Source organism: Paenibacillus hunanensis (assembly GCF_014645615.1).
Classification (GTDB): domain Bacteria; phylum Bacillota; class Bacilli; order Paenibacillales; family Paenibacillaceae; genus Saccharibacillus; species Saccharibacillus hunanensis.
Window position 1 is genome coordinate 134,904 of record NZ_BMMB01000001.1, and the last position, 19,732, is coordinate 154,635.

At 47.9% G+C, this 19,732-nt stretch carries 12 protein-coding genes; 10 read left to right on the forward strand and 2 right to left on the reverse strand.

Annotation, left to right across the window (positions count from 1 at the left end):
* Positions 1 to 493: 493 nt before the first annotated feature.
* The 6 genes from mmsA (at position 494) to IEX62_RS00590 (ending at position 9,618) form a co-directional block, all read left to right on the forward strand.
* Positions 494 to 2,032 carry a multiple monosaccharide ABC transporter ATP-binding protein gene (gene mmsA, locus IEX62_RS00565; protein WP_188773467.1) on the forward strand — a complete coding sequence of 513 codons (1,539 nt, stop codon included), beginning with the start codon at positions 494 to 496 and terminating at the stop codon, positions 2,030 to 2,032.
* A 437-nt stretch (positions 2,033 to 2,469) separates the two neighbouring features.
* Positions 2,470 to 3,678 carry a multiple monosaccharide ABC transporter permease gene (gene mmsB, locus IEX62_RS00570; RefSeq protein ID WP_188773468.1) on the forward strand — a complete coding sequence of 403 codons (1,209 nt, stop codon included), beginning with the start codon at positions 2,470 to 2,472 and terminating at the stop codon, positions 3,676 to 3,678.
* Positions 3,679 to 4,019: 341 nt separating this feature from the next.
* Positions 4,020 to 4,967 (forward strand): Rpn family recombination-promoting nuclease/putative transposase, encoded by a 948-nt coding sequence (locus tag IEX62_RS00575; RefSeq protein ID WP_188773469.1) that lies wholly within the window; start codon positions 4,020 to 4,022, stop codon positions 4,965 to 4,967.
* Between the two features lie 678 nt (positions 4,968 to 5,645).
* A complete protein-coding gene (locus IEX62_RS00580) occupies positions 5,646 to 6,620 on the forward strand; it encodes an ABC transporter permease (protein WP_188773470.1) in 975 nt (324 codons plus the stop codon).
* 207 nt (positions 6,621 to 6,827) lie between these two features.
* A complete protein-coding gene (locus IEX62_RS00585) occupies positions 6,828 to 7,715 on the forward strand; it encodes a carbohydrate ABC transporter permease (RefSeq protein ID WP_188773471.1) in 888 nt (295 codons plus the stop codon).
* Between the two features lie 214 nt (positions 7,716 to 7,929).
* Positions 7,930 to 9,618 (forward strand): extracellular solute-binding protein, encoded by a 1,689-nt coding sequence (locus tag IEX62_RS00590; protein WP_373289075.1) that lies wholly within the window; start codon positions 7,930 to 7,932, stop codon positions 9,616 to 9,618.
* A 362-nt stretch (positions 9,619 to 9,980) separates the two neighbouring features.
* Here the strand turns inward: IEX62_RS00590 and IEX62_RS00595 are convergent, their stop codons facing one another.
* On the reverse strand, positions 9,981 to 11,021 hold the full coding sequence (locus IEX62_RS00595; protein ID WP_188773472.1) for a ketopantoate reductase family protein: 1,041 nt from the start codon (positions 11,019 to 11,021) through the stop codon (positions 9,981 to 9,983).
* A gap of 130 nt (positions 11,022 to 11,151) precedes the next feature.
* Positions 11,152 to 11,898 (reverse strand): acetoacetate decarboxylase, encoded by a 747-nt coding sequence (locus IEX62_RS00600; RefSeq protein WP_188773473.1) that lies wholly within the window; start codon positions 11,896 to 11,898, stop codon positions 11,152 to 11,154.
* A gap of 144 nt (positions 11,899 to 12,042) precedes the next feature.
* Between IEX62_RS00600 and IEX62_RS00605 the strand changes: the two genes are divergently transcribed.
* From IEX62_RS00605 to IEX62_RS00620, 4 genes are all read left to right on the forward strand, one after another.
* Positions 12,043 to 12,930, forward strand: coding sequence for a LysR family transcriptional regulator (locus IEX62_RS00605; protein WP_188773474.1), 888 nt, complete (start codon positions 12,043 to 12,045; stop codon positions 12,928 to 12,930).
* 106 nt (positions 12,931 to 13,036) lie between these two features.
* Entirely contained in the window at positions 13,037 to 14,965 is a 1,929-nt protein-coding gene (locus tag IEX62_RS00610; RefSeq protein WP_188773475.1) for a sensor histidine kinase, read from the forward strand.
* Positions 14,943 to 16,514 (forward strand): response regulator, encoded by a 1,572-nt coding sequence (locus tag IEX62_RS00615; RefSeq protein WP_188773476.1) that lies wholly within the window; start codon positions 14,943 to 14,945, stop codon positions 16,512 to 16,514. Before IEX62_RS00610 ends, IEX62_RS00615 begins: the two co-directional genes overlap by 23 nt.
* Before the next feature lie 138 nt (positions 16,515 to 16,652).
* The gene (locus tag IEX62_RS00620) at positions 16,653 to 19,505 is read left to right on the forward strand and encodes a CHASE3 domain-containing protein (protein WP_188773477.1); all 2,853 of its coding nucleotides are present in this window, start codon (positions 16,653 to 16,655) and stop codon (positions 19,503 to 19,505) included.
* The last annotated feature ends 227 nt before the right edge of the window (positions 19,506 to 19,732 follow it).

Here is a 19,732-nt window from a genome sequence, read left to right on the forward strand (position 1 = left end):
ACCAGGCACTACAAGCCGAATTCTCACTCAAACTACCATTGGTAAAAAGAAGTCTACTTTTTCCTGATACGTCACATATGTCGTGCACACCTAAGCCCATAACAGACATACCCTGGCTATTACAGTACGCATGATATACAAGACTTTAAAATGTCTTAAATCCCTAAAACCTATCAATCTCTAAAGCATCGAAATCTGTAAATCTTTAATTTTTTAACCATAAAATCTTTAAGCCTTCAAATCTCAGATTCCTAAATCCCAAAATCCCTTGACCTACCCTGCCCCCGCGCAGAAAACGGCATGGATGCCTTTGCACGGAGCGGAGGGAAGGGAATGGGGAAAAGGGCGACTTTGGAGCACCGAGAATCTACTTTCACTCCTAATCCGTAGATTCTCGGTGCTCCACCCGAGCCCGTTCCCCATCCCTTCCCGAAGCGGTCCCTTGCAACAGCACCCACCGCCACCCATTCAAGCCATGAAAGGAGATAAACCCATGCCCGACAACATCATTTTGGAAATGAAAGGCATCACCAAAACCTTCCCCGGCGTCAAGGCACTGGAGAACGTGAACCTGAAAGTACGCAAGGGCGAGATTCATGCGCTCTGCGGCGAAAATGGCGCTGGTAAATCCACGCTGATGAAGGTACTGAGCGGCGTGTACGGCTATGGCAGCTATGACGGCGACATCATTTTCGAAGGCCAGACCTGCCAGTTCCGCAACATCAAAGACAGCGAAGAACTCGGCATCGTCATCATCCACCAGGAGCTAGCACTGATTCCATATCTATCGATCGCCGAAAATATTTTCCTCGGCAACGAACGCAAAAAAGGCGGCGTGATCGACTGGAACGAAACGATGCAGCGCACGCGTGAGCTACTCGACAAGGTCGGCTTGAGTGAGCCACCCGGCACACTCGTAACGAACATTGGTGTTGGTAAGCAGCAGCTGGTCGAGATTGCCAAAGCCTTTTCCAAACGCGTAAAGCTGCTCATTCTCGACGAGCCCACAGCCGCACTAAATGAAGACGATAGCGAGAATCTGCTGGAGCTGCTACTCGGTTTCAAGAGTCAGGGCATCTCCTGTATCATCATCTCGCATAAACTAAACGAAATCGCCAAAGTCGCCGATTCCGTCACCATTTTGCGTGACGGACAGACGATTGAGACGCTTGATATGAAAAAAGATGAGGTGAGCGAGGATCGCATCATTAGCGGCATGGTCGGTCGCGACCTAAACCACCGTTATCCGCAGCGCACGCCGCGCATCGGTGACGTAACGCTCGAAGTACGCGATTGGAACGTCTACCATGAACAGCATGCCGACCGCAAAATGATCGATAACGCCAACCTGAACGTACGCCGCGGCGAGATCGTCGGCATCGCGGGTCTAATGGGTTCGGGTCGTACCGAGCTGGCAATGAGCATCTTCGGTCGCTCGTATGGCAAAAATATTTCCGGTACGCTCATCAAGGACGGCAAAGAAATTCGCAACAACGACGTCACCCAGGCGATCAACAACGGCTTCGCCTACGTCACCGAGGATCGCAAGCACTATGGACTCGTGCTCATGGACGATATCAAACGCAATATTTCCCTAACCGGACTGGAACGCCTGTCGCGCGGTACTGTCGTGAACGAACACGAGGAAGTGCTCGTCGCCGAAGACATGCGCAAACGCATGAAGATCAAAACGCCAAGCATCCTGCAAAAAACAGGCAACCTGAGCGGCGGTAACCAGCAAAAAGTTGTACTCGGCAAATGGATCTTCTCCAACCCCGACATCCTGATCCTCGACGAACCAACCCGAGGCATCGACGTCGGCGCCAAATACGAAATCTATACCATCATCAACCAGCTCGCCGATGAGGGCAAAAGCATCATCGTCATCTCATCCGAGCTACCCGAAATCCTAGGGATCTGCGACCGCATCTACGTCATGAACGCCGGCAAAATCACCGGCGAGGTCACCCGCGAAGAAGCAACCCAGGAAAAACTAATGGCCTACATGACCCGCGATAAAGCAAAGGTGTAACACCACCAAGCTGTAAGCCTGTAGAGAGTCATGTCAAACCAAAACCAATGCAAAAATCAACACTGAAAAGCCAAGCACAAATCAGCGATATACACTAAAAAGCATCCATCTGCCGCATCCAATGCGACCTCAAACCAACTTAACTAAAAATGTAATTAAAAAACCTGCCATAAACGCGCAGAACGAACGCATACATCCAATATTCCCGGTCACCCCCATGTTTGGAGGGGACTTGGTACTCCTTCGCTCGTACAAAGCGAAGGGAAGGGAATAGGGAAAAGGGCGACTTTGGAGCACCGAGAATCTACCTTCACTCCTAAGCCGTAGATTCTCGGTGCTCCACCCGAGCCCGTTCCCTATCCCTTCCCGTAGCGCCTCCAACGAGCCAAGCTTCCAATCCCATCCACCCAACAACAAAGTTGAAAGGAGCTACACCCATGTCCACATTAAGCAAGCCCGTCAAAGAAAAAGACAAGCAAGGCGGACTCAGCCGCCTGTTCAAAGGCAATATTCGCCAATATGGTATGATCATCGCTCTCATTTTCATCATGCTACTGTTCCAGGTTTTAACCGGAGGACTGCTGCTCAAGCCGATTAACATCACCAACCTGATTCTGCAAAACAGCTACATCCTCGTACTCGCGATCGGAATGGTGCTCGTCATCATCACCGGGCATATCGACCTGTCTGTCGGTTCGATCGCTGCCTTCGTCGGAGCCATCTCCGCGATTTTCATGGTCAACTGGCAAATGAACCCGGTGCTGGCAGTTATTCTGTCCATCGTCATCGGTGGTCTGATCGGTGCATGGCAGGGCTTCTGGGTTGCGTATGTACGCATACCTGCCTTTATCGTCACACTAGCCGGGATGCTCCTATTCCGTGGTTTGACGATGATCGTGCTGGAAGGTCAATCGATCTCGCCATTCCCGAATGGCTTCCAGAAGATCAGCTCCGGCTTTGTACCTGACTTTACCAATGCAGCAACAAATATCGTCGCGATTATCGCAGGTATCGCTCTATCGGTACTTTACGTATGGACGGAGCTGCGCGGTCGTGCTGCACAGCGCAAATACAATTTCGATACCGGCTCACAGGGATTGTTTATCGGTAAGCTGGTGCTCGTGATCGCGATCATCAACCTGTTTACATTCGTACTGGCAAGCTATGCAGGGATTCCAACGATTCTCGTCCTGTTGTTCCTGCTGATCATTATCTATTCGTTCGTCATGAACCGTACCGTGATGGGTCGTCATGTGTATGCCATCGGTGGTAACGAAAAAGCAGCTGGCCTGTCCGGTGTCAAAACGAAAAAAGTAACTTTCTGGGTATTCGTCAACATGGGCGTACTCGCCGCAGTTTCCGGTCTGATCTTCGCCGCTCGCCTGAACGCAGCCACTCCACGCGCAGGTACCAACTTCGAGCTGGATGCCATCGCAGCCTGCTTCATCGGCGGCGCATCCGCAGCTGGCGGAATCGGTACTGTATTCGGCGCCATTATCGGCGGTCTTGTTATGGGTGTACTGAACAATGGTATGTCCCTGATCGGACTCGGGATCGACTGGCAGCAGGGAATTAAAGGTCTGGTATTGCTGCTGGCGGTAGCATTTGATATTTATAATAAGAATAAAGGTACGAGTTTGAAGTGATAGCTCGAAATGATTTGAATCAGATCATTGTATAGTGACATGGATGATGCAATCAGAAAATGATTTAAATCCAAAGTCTAAACAAGGAGTAACCCTGATCATATTATCGATCAGGGTTGCTCCTTGTTTATTATAGCTGCTTAAACTTCTTACAAATCAAATTCATTCTGAAAAAAAGAACAAGTGTTCTTGTTTTTGGAATGAATTTTTTATATGATTAATGCGTATAACAAAGATTTTTAGCTCCTACATATGATGCACGGCTACACCTGATTTTATCTAGCTATCCAACTTGTAGCACGATTATGTTAAACAATGATGAGGTTAATGGAGGATGATGGATGAACGAGTTATTAGACCCTCGGAATGATTTTTTATTTAAGCGTATTTTTGGAAGCGAAGAGAATCGAGATGTTTTATTAGCTTTTTTAAATCGAACGTTTGCCGAAGCGAATCGACCGCTACTTCGTGAAATTGTTTTGCTTAATCCGTATCTGGATAAAGATGATCCGCTTGATAAGCAATCGATTCTAGATATTCGCGCTAGTACATCAGAAGGTGAATTGATCAATGTTGAAATGCAGCTCTTTAACCGCTATGATATGGAAAAACGGACGTTATTTTACTGGAGTAAGATGTATGCTTCACAGCTTATCGAAGGACAGTCATATAGTACGCTAAAATCGTGTGTGACGATTAACATTTTAGATTTTAAGCTATTAAAAAATGAACTGTATCATAGTGTATTTCACTTACGTGAGGATCAAACCGCAATAGCGTTAACTGATGATATTGAGATTCACTTTTTAGAGCTACCCAAGCTCGATCCACAGTCTTTTGCTTTGGAAAAGGGAGGACTCGCCAATTGGTTATTATTTTTAAAAGGCGTAACAACCGACCACTGGGAGGTGCTGACGATGAATGAGCCAGAACTGAAAAAGGCAATGGATACACTGGAATTTCTAAGCCAGGATCAAGAAGCACGTATGCGCTATGAAGCTCGGCAGAAGTATCTTCATGATCAGGCTTCTTTAATGGAAGCCGCTAAGAACGCAGAGATCTATGGATTTAAAGCAGGTATGGAAGAAGGCCTTGAGAAGGGAATCGAAAAGGGAATCGAAAAGGGCATAAAAAAAGGCATAGAAAAAGGTATAGAACAGGGGATCGAAAAAGGTATTGAGCAGACAGCCTTACGCTTTTTGCGCCTAGGGGTGGACATCGAAACGATTGTAAAAGCAACCGGATTAACGGAAGACGCTATTCGTTCACTATCTGATTCAGCAAAGTGAAAACAAGCTCATCCTGTAAGTAACAAGCGGTATGCACAGGTTAATCCTGATTCATCACGGCTTTTGCTTTGTATAGGCAGCATGAAGATATCGGTGTATGTAGATAGTTTATCATATAAATTTTTTCGATTTTTGAGGGGTTTTATGAATGATTAGATTTTTTGCTTCCCAATCTTTTTGGATCACATTCATTGTCTTTTTGTTGTTGTATAGTTTGAATGTAAAAGTCAATGATCTCGCAATCGGCAGTATGATTAAAGCTTTTATCTTGTCTACCTTGTTTGCTCTTATCTCCGCGATAATTATAGGAGGAATTATTTACGGTATTCTACATGCGCTAAGCAAAAAGAACAGATACAAGTAACCTCCAACAATCCATAAAATAGCTGAAAAATACTCACCAAATAGAAGGTACTCCATATCATACGGAGCACCTTCTATTTTTATACCCATTACCTCCAAACCACACGCCTCAGCCCATCCCCTCCCATCATCACCCTGCACACTCACCTAAGCTTCCAATAACTTCCCTCACTTCTCAATTCCGACCCACTCACCCAGCCCCAACCCGAAAAATGAGACACCTAATACGAAAAATGAGACATTCCCGCTCATCCTAGCAATCGATATAATTAAACCTATAATTGTAATCGCTTACATATAAAAGGGGGAGATATCATGGAAACCGGGATGAAGACCGGGTCGGAGTCGCGTCCGCAGACCAAGACGACAGCGGCTGGGCGGATGCGGCGCTGGTTTCGACGGTTGTATACGCAGCGGCATCTACAGGTCATGGCGCTACTAGGTGTCGTCTGGATGCTCATTTTTAACTATATTCCGATGTACGGAATCGTGATTGCATTCAAGGAATTTAATATTGTTGATAGCATCGGAGCTGCACCATGGGTGGGGCTGGAGCATTTTCGAGCCTTTATGGAGGATGAGAATTTAAGGGACGTTATTCGGAATACGCTAGGCATTAGCTTGATCAAGCTATTTATCGGGTTCCCATTGCCAATTCTATTCGCCCTATTCCTGAACGAGATTCGTTCAGTCCGCTTCAAAAAGTCCGTCCAAACGATCTCGTATTTACCCCATTTTCTATCCTGGGTCATTCTGGGTGGCATTTTGACCACATGGCTCGCCGATGTCGGTGTGATCAACCAGATTTTGTTAGCCCTACATCTGATCGACCAGCCGATCTCGTATCTCGCAGAGCCGCAATACTTCTGGGCCATCGTCATCATTTCAGACATCTGGAAGGAGCTTGGCTGGTCAGCGATCATTTATCTGGCAGCGATGGCGAGTGTATCGCCGGAAATGTACGAAGCTGCAACGATCGATGGCGCTGGACGTTTCCAGAAAATGTGGTACATCACCCTGCCAGGTATCCAGAGCACGATCGCGATCCTGTTCATTCTGGCGGTCAGCGGTGTACTCAATTCCAACTTCGACCAGATTCTCGTGCTGCGCAATTCACTCAATGAGAGCGCAAGTAATGTGATCGATATCTACGTGTACCAGACGGGTCTATTGTCTGGACGGTTCTCGTATTCAACAGCGATCGGTCTGATCAAATCAGTGATTGCGTTGATTCTGCTCCTTATCGCGAATCAGGTGACCAAGCGGTTGAATAATACATCACTGTTTTAGATGAGTAGCCTGCAAGATGAGGACAGAATGTATGTCTAGCTTAGCAAATCTAGCTTAACAAAAGAGATGTATACGAAACGTACAAAAGAAATGGTTATGAAGCTTAGACCAAAACGGTAACCTAGCTCAAATTAGATAATAGAAGCGAAGGATATATGAAGGATATATACAGAGAGTTTGATTGAAAAATGAAAGGAGTGTACCCCTATGCTAACCTCATCCCGCCGTACCCGCGGTGAAATGATATTCGATATCGGCAATACGATCTTTATGATCTTCATCTGCTTCGTCACGATCTACCCGATCTGGTATGTACTGGTCAATGCATTTAACGAAGGTACAGATGCGATGCGCGGTGGCATTTACTGGTGGCCGCGGATGTTCAGTCTGGAGAGCTTCAAGGCGGTATTCCAGAGCGAAGGCATTATGCAGGCAATGTGGATTACGGTCGCCAAGACGATTATCGGTACATTCATTCATGTACTGTTCACCGCGATGGTCGCCTATGCGCTATCTCGACGTGATCTGATTGGGGGTAAGCTGTACATTTGGATCGGCACGATCACGCTGTTTTTCAGCGGTGGCTTAATTCCAACCTTCCTGCTGATGAAGGATTTGCAGCTGCTTGATAATTTTATGGTGTACATTATTCCAGCGATGTTCAGCTTTTTCGATCTGATTATCTTTATGACCTTTTTCCGTGAAATTCCAGATGGACTGGAAGAGGCGGCACGTATCGATGGAGCGAATGACTGGTCGATTTTCCTGCGAGTCGTGCTTCCGGTATCGATGCCTGTTGTCGCTACGATTGGATTGTTTCACGGTGTATACCAGTGGAACGATTATTTCACAGGTATGATCTATATGAACGACACGTCGCTACAGCCAATTCAGACGTATCTGTATCGGGTCGTGGCAGAATCCAGCTCGAATCAGATGCTGGCAGCCGTGCCGGGCGGCATTACGCGCTCCGTCACCTCGCAATCGATCAAACTGGCGACGATGGTCGTTACGACGATGCCAATTGTATTTGTATATCCGTTCTTGCAGAAGTATTTTGTAAAAGGGATGATGATCGGTTCGATCAAGGGCTGACATCACGTTCTAGCTTATTTTCTATCGTGAGCAGGCTGATTAGTAGAATGAGTTATACCCAGCTGTAAAGGAATAGAGTCTACTTATTATGGCATCGGTTTGGATCATTATGAAATAAAATGTACAAGCTGTGTTCGTGTAGTATCCAATTGATACAGTAAGCTCAAAAGCGCCTACCTTTAAACAAACCTTAATTTTGAAAGGGGTTATATTCATGCGCAATACCGATCCGAAAATGACCAAGCGCTCTACACGCTCCTGGCGCAAGCCAGCCATTGCCGCGCTGATGGCGGGACTACTCACGCTGACGACAGCGTGCTCCTATTTTGGTGGGGGTAGCAAGAGTGCCAATGAGAACCAGACACCGGTCAAGCAGGCATCTGCCAATGAACCGGGCTGGAAGGCAGACACCTCGCCGATTACATTTGACTGGTATATGAACTTTTCATGGTACACCGGCACCGACTGGGGCAAGGATATTACGAGCCAATACGTAACGAAGAAGACGGGCGTGAAGGTCAACTTTATCGTCCCAGCAGGGAATGAGAACGAGAAGCTGAACACGATGATCGCGTCCGGTAAGCTGCCCGACTTTATTACACTCGCATGGGGCGAGGATGCAGTGAAGAAGATGATGGAAGGGAAGCTGGTACTGCCGCTAAATGAGCTGGCAGATCAGTATGATCCATATTTCTTCAAGGTGACTGATCCTGCGAAGCTGGCATGGTATACCCAGCCAGACGGCAATGTATATGGCTATCCGAACGCGTCATCTTCACCAGCTGACTTCAAAAAATACGGCGAAAACTATGTGTCCAACCAGGTATTTGTTGTACGTAAGGACATGTACGAAGCGCTCGGCAAGCCAGACATGCGGACACCGGAAGGCTTCCTGAAAGCACTGGAAATGGCAAAAGAAAAGTATCCACAGGTGAACGGGCAGCCGCTCATTCCGCTCGGTCTGCACGAGTTTACCGAGAATGGCAACTACTCACTGGAAAGCTATTTGCAAAATTTCCTCAATGTACCGATGGAAAAGGACGGCAAGCTGTATGACCGCTCTACCGACCCGGAATATGTAAAATGGCTCAAAACGCTGCGTCAGGCGAACCAGGAAGGGCTATTAGCAAAGGATATTTTCATCGACAAGCGCGCACAGATGGAGGAGAAAATTTCACAGGGACGTTATTTTGCAATGCTGTATCAGCGGAGTGACTTTGGTACACAGCAAAATGCACTGTACGCAAAGGACCCGAATTCCGTCTACATCGCAGTCGATGGCCCATCTAACGAGAAGATGGACCCACCTGTATTGAGTGGCCCGGGCATCTCTGGCTGGACGCTAACACTGATCTCCAAAGACGTGAAGGACAAAGCACGCGCTATTCGTTTCCTCGAATACATTATTAGCGAAGAAGGACAGCGCGATCTGTACATGGGTGAGCCAGGCGTAACCTACGATATGGTGAACAACAAGCCTGTGTTCAAGCCAGAAGTGCTCAAGCTGCTTAATAGTGATCGTTCTGCCTTCGATACCCAGTATGGTGCTTCCCACAAATACTGGATGGAGATGGATACCAACATCACCGACCAGTGGAAGCCAGAAAGTGTCGAGCCATTCAAGCAAATGGAAGACTGGACAAAGGGCAAAACGGTGAGCCGCTCCGAATTTGACCAGCTCGATCCAACTGGCAATTCACCAGAAGGCATCATCAATACGAAGATCGAACAGCTATGGGGCAAAACACTGCCACAGCTGCTGCTCGCTTCATCGGATAGTGAGTTTGACCAGATTTTCCAGAATTACCTGACCAAGCGCGATGAATACGGCTTTGATAAAGTCCAGGCGTACCGCCAGGCAGAGTATGAGAAGAATGTGGAAAAGCTGAAAGGCGATCAATAATTGTCCTTCGTTAAATAGTGCGGAACGATAATAAAGAAACGATGTACGTCAAAAAGCAACCCTGCCGACTCCAATTCTAGGTCAGCAGGGTTGCTTTTATTAGTTATTGATATTGTTGCGCGGTTGTTCGCCATACGCGCGATGACACGTAAAGGCGTTGCGTTCATTGTTGTTCATTTCGTAGCACAGAACGACTCACATTGTACAAAGACACATATTGCAACATCACACTTAGCATACTGTTTTATACAAAGTCTTCAATACAACTCCATTCCAGCTAGCATGACTCCAATGAAACTACATTGCGTTTCATAATTCTCTTACTTCAACCAATCTCATAGCCACTACACCTTCACCGCAGCTTACTTCACCGTTTCCGTCTCAATCAACTGTGCAAACAGCCGAATATTCTCCTCAAACGTTGGCACACCCTGACGAGCCTCCGCTTCCTGTACCAGCTTCACGACCAGATCATTAAACGGCGTTGCAATCCCCGTACCGACAGCATGCTGTGGCACTACACCATTAATATATTGAATCTCTGTTTTGCGTTGTTTCTCCAGATCCTGTAGCATGCTCGCTTTGAGCAGGCGAGAAGGCTCCATCATCGTGCGGAAAGTACGCACACGTTCAGGAATATCCGCAGCGCTATGCAGTTCCAGAGAAGCGATATCGAAGCCGCTCATCGTTGCAAACTGGATTCCGTTAGCATGACCGACCTTGATCGTCTCATCCGCAATATGCACGGCGCTCACAATGCCGACCTCATCATCCAGAATATGTCCATATTCGCCATTCAATGCAGCAGATAGTCCGCTAAATGCGTTGTTGATCAATAGCTTCGACCATTTGGTGCCGACCAGATTGTCAGATACATGGGTGCCGCCGACATGATCAAGCACGGTTTTGATCTGCTCAATGCGTTCGGTCATTTCACCGTTCAGCTCACCAATTTGGAAGGCGTATTTTTTAAACTGGGTATATTCTGTAGTCAGCTGGGATACGCCCGGTTCAATAAAGGTAGCGCCGAATTCGACTGAGCCTGCAATGACGCGATGCTCACCAACCACATCGGCTACACTTTGCTCCGGTATACCGTTTTGCAGGGAGCAGACGACACTGTCCTCATGCAGGAACGGAAGTAGCTCCTCCAGTACAGCTCGATTATATAATTGTTTGGTCAGCAGCAGTACCAGATCGTAGGTGCCGGATTTTTGCTGAGGCGTGATTGCTTTAACAGGTGCGGTAAATTCAGTCGTACCAACAACCTTTGCGCCCTTTTCATTCAGTGCCTGCACATGTGCTTCATACGTATCGATTAATTCAACATCCATACCGCCGTCGCTCAGATAAGCGCCGACGATCGTTCCAAGTGAGCCTGCTCCTAAAATTGCAATTCTCATGATGATTGCCTCCTTATAATGGTGCTGAGTCTACAGGGTGCTGCTTTCATTCTCTATTTGTATTGCTGTTCCGTCTGATTCTGATTGTTCTAATCGGATTTTTCTAACCTGTTTGTTTGGCTGTAACCCGTTATTTTTGCTCCAAATAGTTATATACCGGTGTTGCCGGGCTAAGTGTAAGATCGGTTAAAATATGCGAAGCGGATACGATCTCACGTACAGGCAGATCAGCAAGCGGTGCGAGTGCATGCTCGAACAATTGCAGACGTGCCGGGCCAGACCATGCGCCCTTGACTGTAATATCTGTAATCTGTGTACGAACCAGATCGCATAGACGCAGATTGCCTTCATAATCGGTTGCCAGCTTGAGCATAAAGGTGGGACGGCAGATTTCCTGTTTGGCCTGCTCCTTGTCCATTTCAAAATGCTTGAAGCCCATCGTTGCAGTCGCTACCCGCAGACTACCATAGTCGAGCGTGCCGACGAGTGTATCGGAATCGATATACAGCTTGGGTGCGCCCCATTTTTTCGGATAGGCGGTTAGCTCACGACCGCTGGCGATCGCTGGGAAGTTATCGACATACATCGAATGCACATAGTCGCCGTCCTCGCCGTTGAACTGAACCGGAATCACCTGACCGGCTTCAGTATAGGCACCCAGACCGGATACATCCGGCATCCACATCACTTCGAATTTGACGAGCGGGTCTTTAATTTCCAGTGGCTCTGGTACAGCAGCACGCAGCGCCTCCATATCGGTGCGATAAATAATATTTAAGTATTCACGATTGACAAATTTGTACGTTGGAACAGGATAAGCTGGTGCAGTGAGTGGTGTGTTAAAATTTTGGAACGTATTGTTAATATCGATCTTCATAATCAAACCATTCCTTTCACTGATCCGTATTCTGCCGTAGCAGTTTGATTTCTATAGCTTTATTTTACGTCTTTATTTACATATATTCCAATACATCATAAAGTATATATACATTTACTGTGATAAATGAGAGGGGCATGAAGAATGGAGCTACTTCAACTGAAATATTTTCAAACGGTCGCCTATACAGAGCATATGTCCAGGGCTGCCAAGCAGCTGCATATTGCGCAGCCTTCCTTGAGTCTAACGATTAAAAGGCTGGAGGATGAGCTGGGGACAGAGCTATTCATTCGCAGGGGGCGCAATATTCAACTAAGTGCGTCCGGTCAGATTTTACTCAAGCATGTGAACCGAATTTTTATCGAGCTGGATAATGCCGAGCGTGAGATTCAAGCGCAGGAGCAGCTTCAGGCGAATACGATCCGAATTTCCATTTCAAATCCACGGTTTTTATCTCGACTGATCACACAATATATTCAGCGTTATCCGGATGCCAAGGTGCATCAGGGGATTAAAATGCGCAATGAGATGATTGCCAGTCTCAAGCAGGGGGATATCGATCTGGGTATTGCCAGTCGTCATACAGAAGACGAGGAGATTGAGAGCCATCTATTAATCGATGAGGATATTGTGCTGGTGCTGCCAGTGAATCATCGGTATGCGAAGGAGCAGGAGCTATCGTTATCCGAGGTAGCGCAGGAGCCGTTTATTTCGCTGGCGGATAATCGCGAATACAGCGAGTTTATTCGAGAGACGTGTGAGCGTGCTGGCTTTGTGCCGAATAGCATTTTCGAGGTGGATTCGTATCTGCTGACAGAGATTATTAGTGTGAATCAGGGTATTGCCCTATTGCCTATCTCCGTATGTCGCCAATTCAACCTGCATTATATTCGTATTGCCGATGTGTCGCCGACCTACTCGGTCAGTCTATTCTGGTTGAAAAATAAGGTGTTATCCGCTTCTGCTGAGAGCCTGCGTGATTTTATTATCGATTACTATAAAAAGCACCACCAAATGTTTAAGCTTTCCTAAAAAATGATCCTCCAATTGCGTTACAATAGAATTGGAAATGTAAGCGTTTATCATTTATGGAAGGGATGCTACACATTTGGATCGATTGCACAGCAGGATACGCGGCATGTTCCGACGATTAAACAGTGTACCACTGCAAGGTCGACTGATTGCCGCTTATATTATTGTTATTTTACTGCCGACCGTAGCCGTCTCGTATTATTCGTACCAGCAGATTAATACAACCTATATTCAGGATACACGGCTGAAAAGTATAGACACGCTGCAAAATGAAAAGCAGACGATTTTAACCCAGCTGGAGACGATGGAGCGGGCTGCACAGCTCGCGGTATCCGATAAGGCGGTCATTCAGTATTTGACCGAAAATCAGGATAAGCCTACCGCGGAGTTGATTGAATTTAACGAAAACTCCTATGCTCGTCTAGCCCAAATCCAGATTAATAATCCGTCGATTCTGCATCTGCGCTTGTACAGCAATAGCCCGAAAACGTACGAAATCTGGCCGATTATTTTGCAGGAAAGCCGAATTACGGATGCACCCTGGTATGCTCAGGTGCATGGATTAGGTGATCGGGAGGCATGGTATATGCAGCGTAGCGATCTAGCGCTGGATCGTAATGATAGTAGTCGCCCGTTGGAGCCTGATCCGCCCAAGCTATCACTGCTACGCGAGCTGGAGCTGCCGAAGGGGCATCATGCAGGTGTGATTCAGGTGGATATGCGGCTAGCTGATCTAGCACCGCAAACCTTTGGCAAAAGTCAGGAGGATAACTCGCGTCTGTTACTGCTCGATGGAGGGGGAGGACATGTAGCGCCTCCGCTAACGGAGGATCGATATACCCGGCTAGCCGAAGAGTTGCTACGTGATCCAGCCGCACAGTCCGATGGCGGTTCTGCGCAATATCGTGCAGACGGACAAGCCTATCTGCTAACGAGCATCCCACTTGAGCGTCTGGGCGCACAGCTTGTACAGGTCGTCTCGCTGGAGAAAATGCTTCAGGATACCGGACGCGCGCGCAATCTGATCATTATCGCCACGGTAGCCTTTATCGTGCTCGTCTCGCTGATTACGTATCTCGCCAACTCCATTATTCTCAAAAACCTGCGTAAGCTTACACAGGCAATGAAGCAGATGCGCAAGGGAGAGCTGCCGCCGATGGTACAGGTGGAGGGCGGTGAAATCGGCGAGCTAGCCTATCATTTTAACCGGATGAGCGGCACGATCAATGAACTGATCGCACAGGCGGTACGCAAGCAAGCATTAATGAAGGAAGCGGAGCTACGCACGCTGTATAGTCAGATCGATGCCCATTTCCTGTATAACACACTGGAAAATATTAAAATGCTCGCCGAGATCGAGGATCAGCGTCAAATTTCCGATGCACTCACCTCGCTCGGTGGTATGATGCGCTACAACTTCAAATGGGGCGGCGAATACGTCACACTCAGTCAGGAGCTGCGACATATTCGCAATTATATTGAGGTGATGAATATTCGCTTTGATGAGCCTGTGCAGCTACAGGTTGATATCCCAGCCGCCTACAATGAACTGGAGCTACTCAAAATGTCGCTCCAGCCAATCGTAGAAAATGCGTTCAAGCATGGCTGGAAAGAAGAGCAGGGCGAGCGTCTGCTAAGTATCCGTGTAGAGGATGAGGACGAGCGAACGGTGTGCATCATCGTTCAGGATAACGGTTATGGCATGCCGTTGACAGTTATGGAGGAGCTGAATGAACGACTACAGCAGGTATCCGATACTGAGCCAACTGAACGTTCAGCTTCATCTTCTACGTCAACGAATAGATTGCCAGTCACCGAGCAGCGAAGCAGCACTTCGGCTGATCCAGTACATGCGTCGCAGCAGAATGGCTATGGACTGCTGAACGTACAGCGGCGGATTCGACTGTTTTTCGGTAATGAGTATGGATTATATGTACAGAGCAGTGCAGGGGAAGGGACAGACGTATCCTTGCATCTGCCTAAAATCATTCTGGCAGGAGGAGACATCCGGCATGAGACAACTACTGATTATTGATGATGAAAAGAATATCCGGCATGGACTTCAGGTGATGATTGAGCGACAATTTCCGGGGCGATATACGATCCGCTGTGCAAGACATGGTCAGGAAGGACTATTTACACTTCGTGAGCAACCAGCCGATATTATCATTACCGATATTCGTATGCCAGTGCTGGATGGCATCGCGATGCTGGAGCAATTGCGCGCCAGTAGTGAGCTTGTGCAGCAGCCGGAAGTGATCGTGCTTAGCGGTCATGACGATTTTGAATATGCGAAGGCCGCTATTCGTTATCAGGTACGCGAATATCTACTCAAGCCGATTCGGCGTGATGATCTATTTGCCGCGCTTGAAAGTCTGGAAAATGAGCTTGTACGTAAGGAATCCTTATCTCGCCGTCTGGAGGATGCGGATCAGTATCGGCGTCAATGGCAGGAGGAGCAGCTATCACGCTGGCTTGAAGCGCCTGCGGATGAAGCGAAGCGTGAGCTCGACGCATGTACGTGGCTACAGCTACCCGAGCCGTATATCGTCTGTGTATGGAATTGCGTGACCGCAGATGGGCATCCGGTAGCGGTGCAGGAGCTGGATCTGCTGCTCAGTCAGCTGGCCGATCATACACAGGCGACATACGAAATGCAATTGCTCGACCGAGAAGGGCGCCGCGTCTGGATGATCCGTCAGGAGCAGCTCGGTCTGCTACAAGCACTCGCAAGAGCAGCTGCACGTCGTGAGGTATCCGGGCTATGGGCAGGTATTAGCAGCAGCAAGCAGGAGCGCAGTGAGCTACAAACGGCTTATGCGCAAGCCTGTCGGGCATTAGTATACGGGTTCTTTTGCCCGGGCATATATCTACTGAATGAGCCTACGCTGCAAGAAGCTGAGATTCCGCAGGCACAGCTGGAAGAGGATGTGCGCAGGCTGGGTAATCTGCTCGGTACAGGACGAAGCAGTGAAATTAGTGGAATGGTGCATCATCTATTCCGATTATCGGGTACAGGGATGCGCAGTTTGAATGAGGTACAGCGCACCGTACGGCTAATTAATGAGAATGTGCTGGATGAGGTGTTTCGCCATTTTGGCGAGGCATCGATCGAGGTGCTGCGTCTGTATCGTCGGGTGTGCAGTCTGGAGCATTATCGGTATTTTCATGATTATTGCCGCGATCTGGAGCGTCTGCTGCTCAGTCTGGACGAATATATCGGACAGCTTCGGCTCGTGCACAGTGAGCATCATCGTTTAAAGGAAGCGGTAGCGTATTTGCATAGTCATTATGCGCGTCCACTTAATATGGCAACAGTAAGCAATCATGTGTCGCTGAATTACTCGTATTTTAGCGAGGCTTTTAAGGCATATACAGGAGAAAGCTTTGTCGTTTATTTGAAAAAGCTACGGATTGAGCGCGCTAAGGAGCTACTGGCAGAGCCTCATCATCGTCTCGGTGAGATTGGGGAGCAGGTTGGATTTGAGAGCAGTCGACACTTCTCTCGTGTGTTTCGCGAACTGGAAGGAATTACGCCGCAGGAGTACCGTGCACGGCTCGAATTGCGGTCAGGCATGGTGTAACACAATTGTGCGTGGTTTCGCCCTTTCTGCGTTTGCAAACCGGATAATTTAAAGTAAAATAGTTGGGTAGCCAAATGAAATTGCATAGAATCTATGAATTAAAATCTTGGCATTTAACTATATACTGGAGGGCTTTTGGTGCTGAAAGGTGCAAAATTTGGAATACGCACTAAAATTGTAGCCGGGTATATCGTGATCATTGTCTGTCTGGGTATTGTACTGACGATGATGTCAGGGCGTATGAACCAGCTGGAACAGGAAAGCCGATACATCAATGATCATGATCTGGAAGTTCACAACTTGACCAACATGCTGGAAAAGCATGTGCTGGATATGGAAACCGGGCAACGTGGTTTCGTCCTCACCGGTGAAGAGAGCTATCTGGAGCCCTATAATGAATCCGTTTCTCGTTGGGAGAGCGATTATAACGAGCTGTATGCGCTTGTCGCAGGCAATCAGCTACAGCAAAATAATTTACAAACGATCCGTACCGGGATCGAAACCTGGATCAAGGATGCCGGAACACCTGCCATTACGATGAAGCAGCGCGGCGATACGGCTGGTCTGAAAACCTTTTTTGCCAGCGATCCAGGCAAGCAGCAGATTGATCAGCTACGTCAGGAACTCGATTCGTTCCGCAATAGCGAAAAGGCGCTAACGAGTGCTCGTATCGAGGCAGCCGCACAAAGCAATGAACGCATGCTGACGATGATGATCGGTGTTTGGATTCTGCTTGCGATCATCTCGATTGCGACTGCATTACTTATTGCACGCCAGATTGTAGGTACAATTCGTGATGTTAGTGATACCTTACTCGGTATCGCAACGGGCGGTAACCTGAGAACACGAATCGATGTAACCTCTCGTGACGAGGTGGGCGAGCTAGGCGATGCTGCGAATCAGTTACTGGATCATGTGCAGTATGAGAACTGGGTCAAGGATCAGATCGCTCAGGCGGCGACACGTTTTCAGGAAGCGACAGACGTGGACAGCCTGTCAGCGGTGCTACTGACCAAAGGAAACAAATGGTTTGGTACGCCCTATGGCATTGTATACCGCAAAACAGCAGAGGGCTATTGGATCAAAGCCGCTTCCTTTGCCTCTTCGGAGTCTGATGCGGAGCTGGGCGCTTCCCGCTTACAGCAGGGGGAAGGCTTGACCGGACAGTCGATTATCGAGCGTCGTATGCTGGAGCTGCATCCATTGTCGGATGAGTATGTGCGTACGATTAGCTCAGGTCTGGGGCATACTGGATTACAGGCAATGATTGCCGCACCGATCATTTTTGAAGGTCGTGTAATTGCCGCCGTGGAATTTGCTTTACTGGAGCCGATGATGGACAAGCAGAAGCATCTGCTACAGCAGTTGATTGATATTTTTGCAGTAACCCTTCATTCTGTGATGACACGTATGGAGGTTGAGCAGCTCTATCATGAATCACAATCGCTGAATCATGAGCTACAGGTACAATCTGAGGAATTACAGGTACAGTCGGAGGAGCTGCAAGCGCAGACGGAAGAGCTGCAAATGCAAACCGAAGAGTTGCAAATGCTGAACGAGCGTCTGGAGCATGGCAAGATGGCAGCCGAAAGTACAGCCGTCGAGCTGGACAAATATGCACAGCAGCTACAGGTGAGCTCACGTTATAAATCGGAGTTTCTGGCTAATATGTCGCATGAGCTGCGTACGCCGCTCAACAGTATGCTCATCCTGTCACAGATTTTGTCGGAGAACGGGAATGGCAATCTGACGGCGAAGGAGCAGGAATACGCATCAATTATTCATTCCTCCGGTAAGGATCTATTGAATCTGATTAACGATATTCTTGATCTGTCCAAGGTGGAAGCAGGCAAAATGCAGATTGAGATTAATCCGATCAGTATCGAAGCGATGCTGGAGCAGATGGAGCGTAGCTTCCGCGAAACCGCCGTGCAGCGAGAGCTGTTCTTCAAGGTTGAAGTGGAGGAGAATGTGCCAGAGCTGGTGTACTCGGATGAGATGCGTATTCAGCAGGTGCTACGTAATCTGCTGTCCAATGCGTTCAAATTCACTCAGACTGGCGGCGTCACACTACAGGTACAAAAGGTCAATCGCGTACAGACAAGCAGCTACGAAAGCTCGCAGCCGATGCTTGCCTTTAGCGTCAGTGATACAGGCATCGGGATCTCAGCAGAGAACCGTGATGTGATCTTCGAGGCATTCCGTCAGGCAGATGGAGCAACCGCACGTAAATATGGCGGTACAGGGCTTGGACTATCAATCTCCTCCCAGCTGGCTAATCTGCTAGGGGGCACGATTCATCTGGAAAGTAAGTATGGTGAGGGGAGTATTTTCACCTTCTATATTCCGTGTATGGTTACCGATCCGCATTCGGAGCATGCTATCTTTGAGATGAATGAGCCGCTGCATATGAATCGTACCGTATTCATGGAGGAAGGTTCCGCATCCTCAGCTGATGGCTATGAATACAATGCTTCCTCCGAGGGAGACATGTTCGTACAGTCGTCAAGAGAGCGTTCGCCCTTTGCCGCGCTCGGTCAGGAATCTGCGGCAGATCAGTCGCAGTCTGGACAATCAGGCGGAACTGATATTTTAAGTGGTCGCAAGATTCTGATCGTAGATGATGATATTCGTAATGTCTATGCGCTCACCAGTATGCTGGAGCGTTACAATATGAACATCGTCATCTCACAAAATGGACGCGATGCGCTGGAGATTCTGCATATGGATCAGAATATCGATCTGATTCTTATGGATATTATGATGCCGGAGCTGGACGGCTACGAAACGATGAAAACGGTGCGTAACCTGTATGGCTATAGCGATGTGCCGATTATCGTGCTCACTGCTAAAGCGATGAAGGAAGACCGTGAGAAGAGTATTCAGGCAGGGGCAACCGACTATATGAGCAAGCCACTGCATATGCAGGATGTGCTACAGCGTGTACGCTACTGGTTGCATCAGCAGACCGCACGCTCGTCAGCTCGTTAATAGGCGGACTGCATCTGTCGATTACAGCACGGCATTATAGCATAGAGTCAATGTGTGTTCACCGATCAAGCTTGCACAGCGATGTATTATGGAATAAATCTAAGGTTGTATCCTATCATATAAAAAGCCAGAAGCCCCGTTATGAACAGGGTTTCTGGCTTTTTGACATCTAGATAGAAGGGAACGATAAATTAATTAAGTTGCGTATTTAACTAGGTCTAAATACC

Bases quoted from the DNA above. Each gene is read 5' to 3' on its own strand.
- mmsA (WP_188773467.1), top strand. From the start codon at position 494: ATGCCCGACAACATCATTTTGGAAATGAAAGGCATCACCAAAACCTTC.
- mmsB (WP_188773468.1), top strand. From the start codon at position 2,470: ATGTCCACATTAAGCAAGCCCGTCAAAGAAAAAGACAAGCAAGGCGGA.
- IEX62_RS00575 (WP_188773469.1), top strand. From the start codon at position 4,020: ATGAACGAGTTATTAGACCCTCGGAATGATTTTTTATTTAAGCGTATT.
- IEX62_RS00580 (WP_188773470.1), top strand. From the start codon at position 5,646: ATGGAAACCGGGATGAAGACCGGGTCGGAGTCGCGTCCGCAGACCAAG.
- IEX62_RS00585 (WP_188773471.1), top strand. From the start codon at position 6,828: ATGCTAACCTCATCCCGCCGTACCCGCGGTGAAATGATATTCGATATC.
- IEX62_RS00590 (WP_373289075.1), top strand. From the start codon at position 7,930: ATGCGCAATACCGATCCGAAAATGACCAAGCGCTCTACACGCTCCTGG.
- IEX62_RS00595 (WP_188773472.1), bottom strand. From the start codon at position 11,021: ATGAGAATTGCAATTTTAGGAGCAGGCTCACTTGGAACGATCGTCGGC.
- IEX62_RS00600 (WP_188773473.1), bottom strand. From the start codon at position 11,898: ATGAAGATCGATATTAACAATACGTTCCAAAATTTTAACACACCACTC.
- IEX62_RS00605 (WP_188773474.1), top strand. From the start codon at position 12,043: ATGGAGCTACTTCAACTGAAATATTTTCAAACGGTCGCCTATACAGAG.
- IEX62_RS00610 (WP_188773475.1), top strand. From the start codon at position 13,037: ATGTTCCGACGATTAAACAGTGTACCACTGCAAGGTCGACTGATTGCC.
- IEX62_RS00615 (WP_188773476.1), top strand. From the start codon at position 14,943: ATGAGACAACTACTGATTATTGATGATGAAAAGAATATCCGGCATGGA.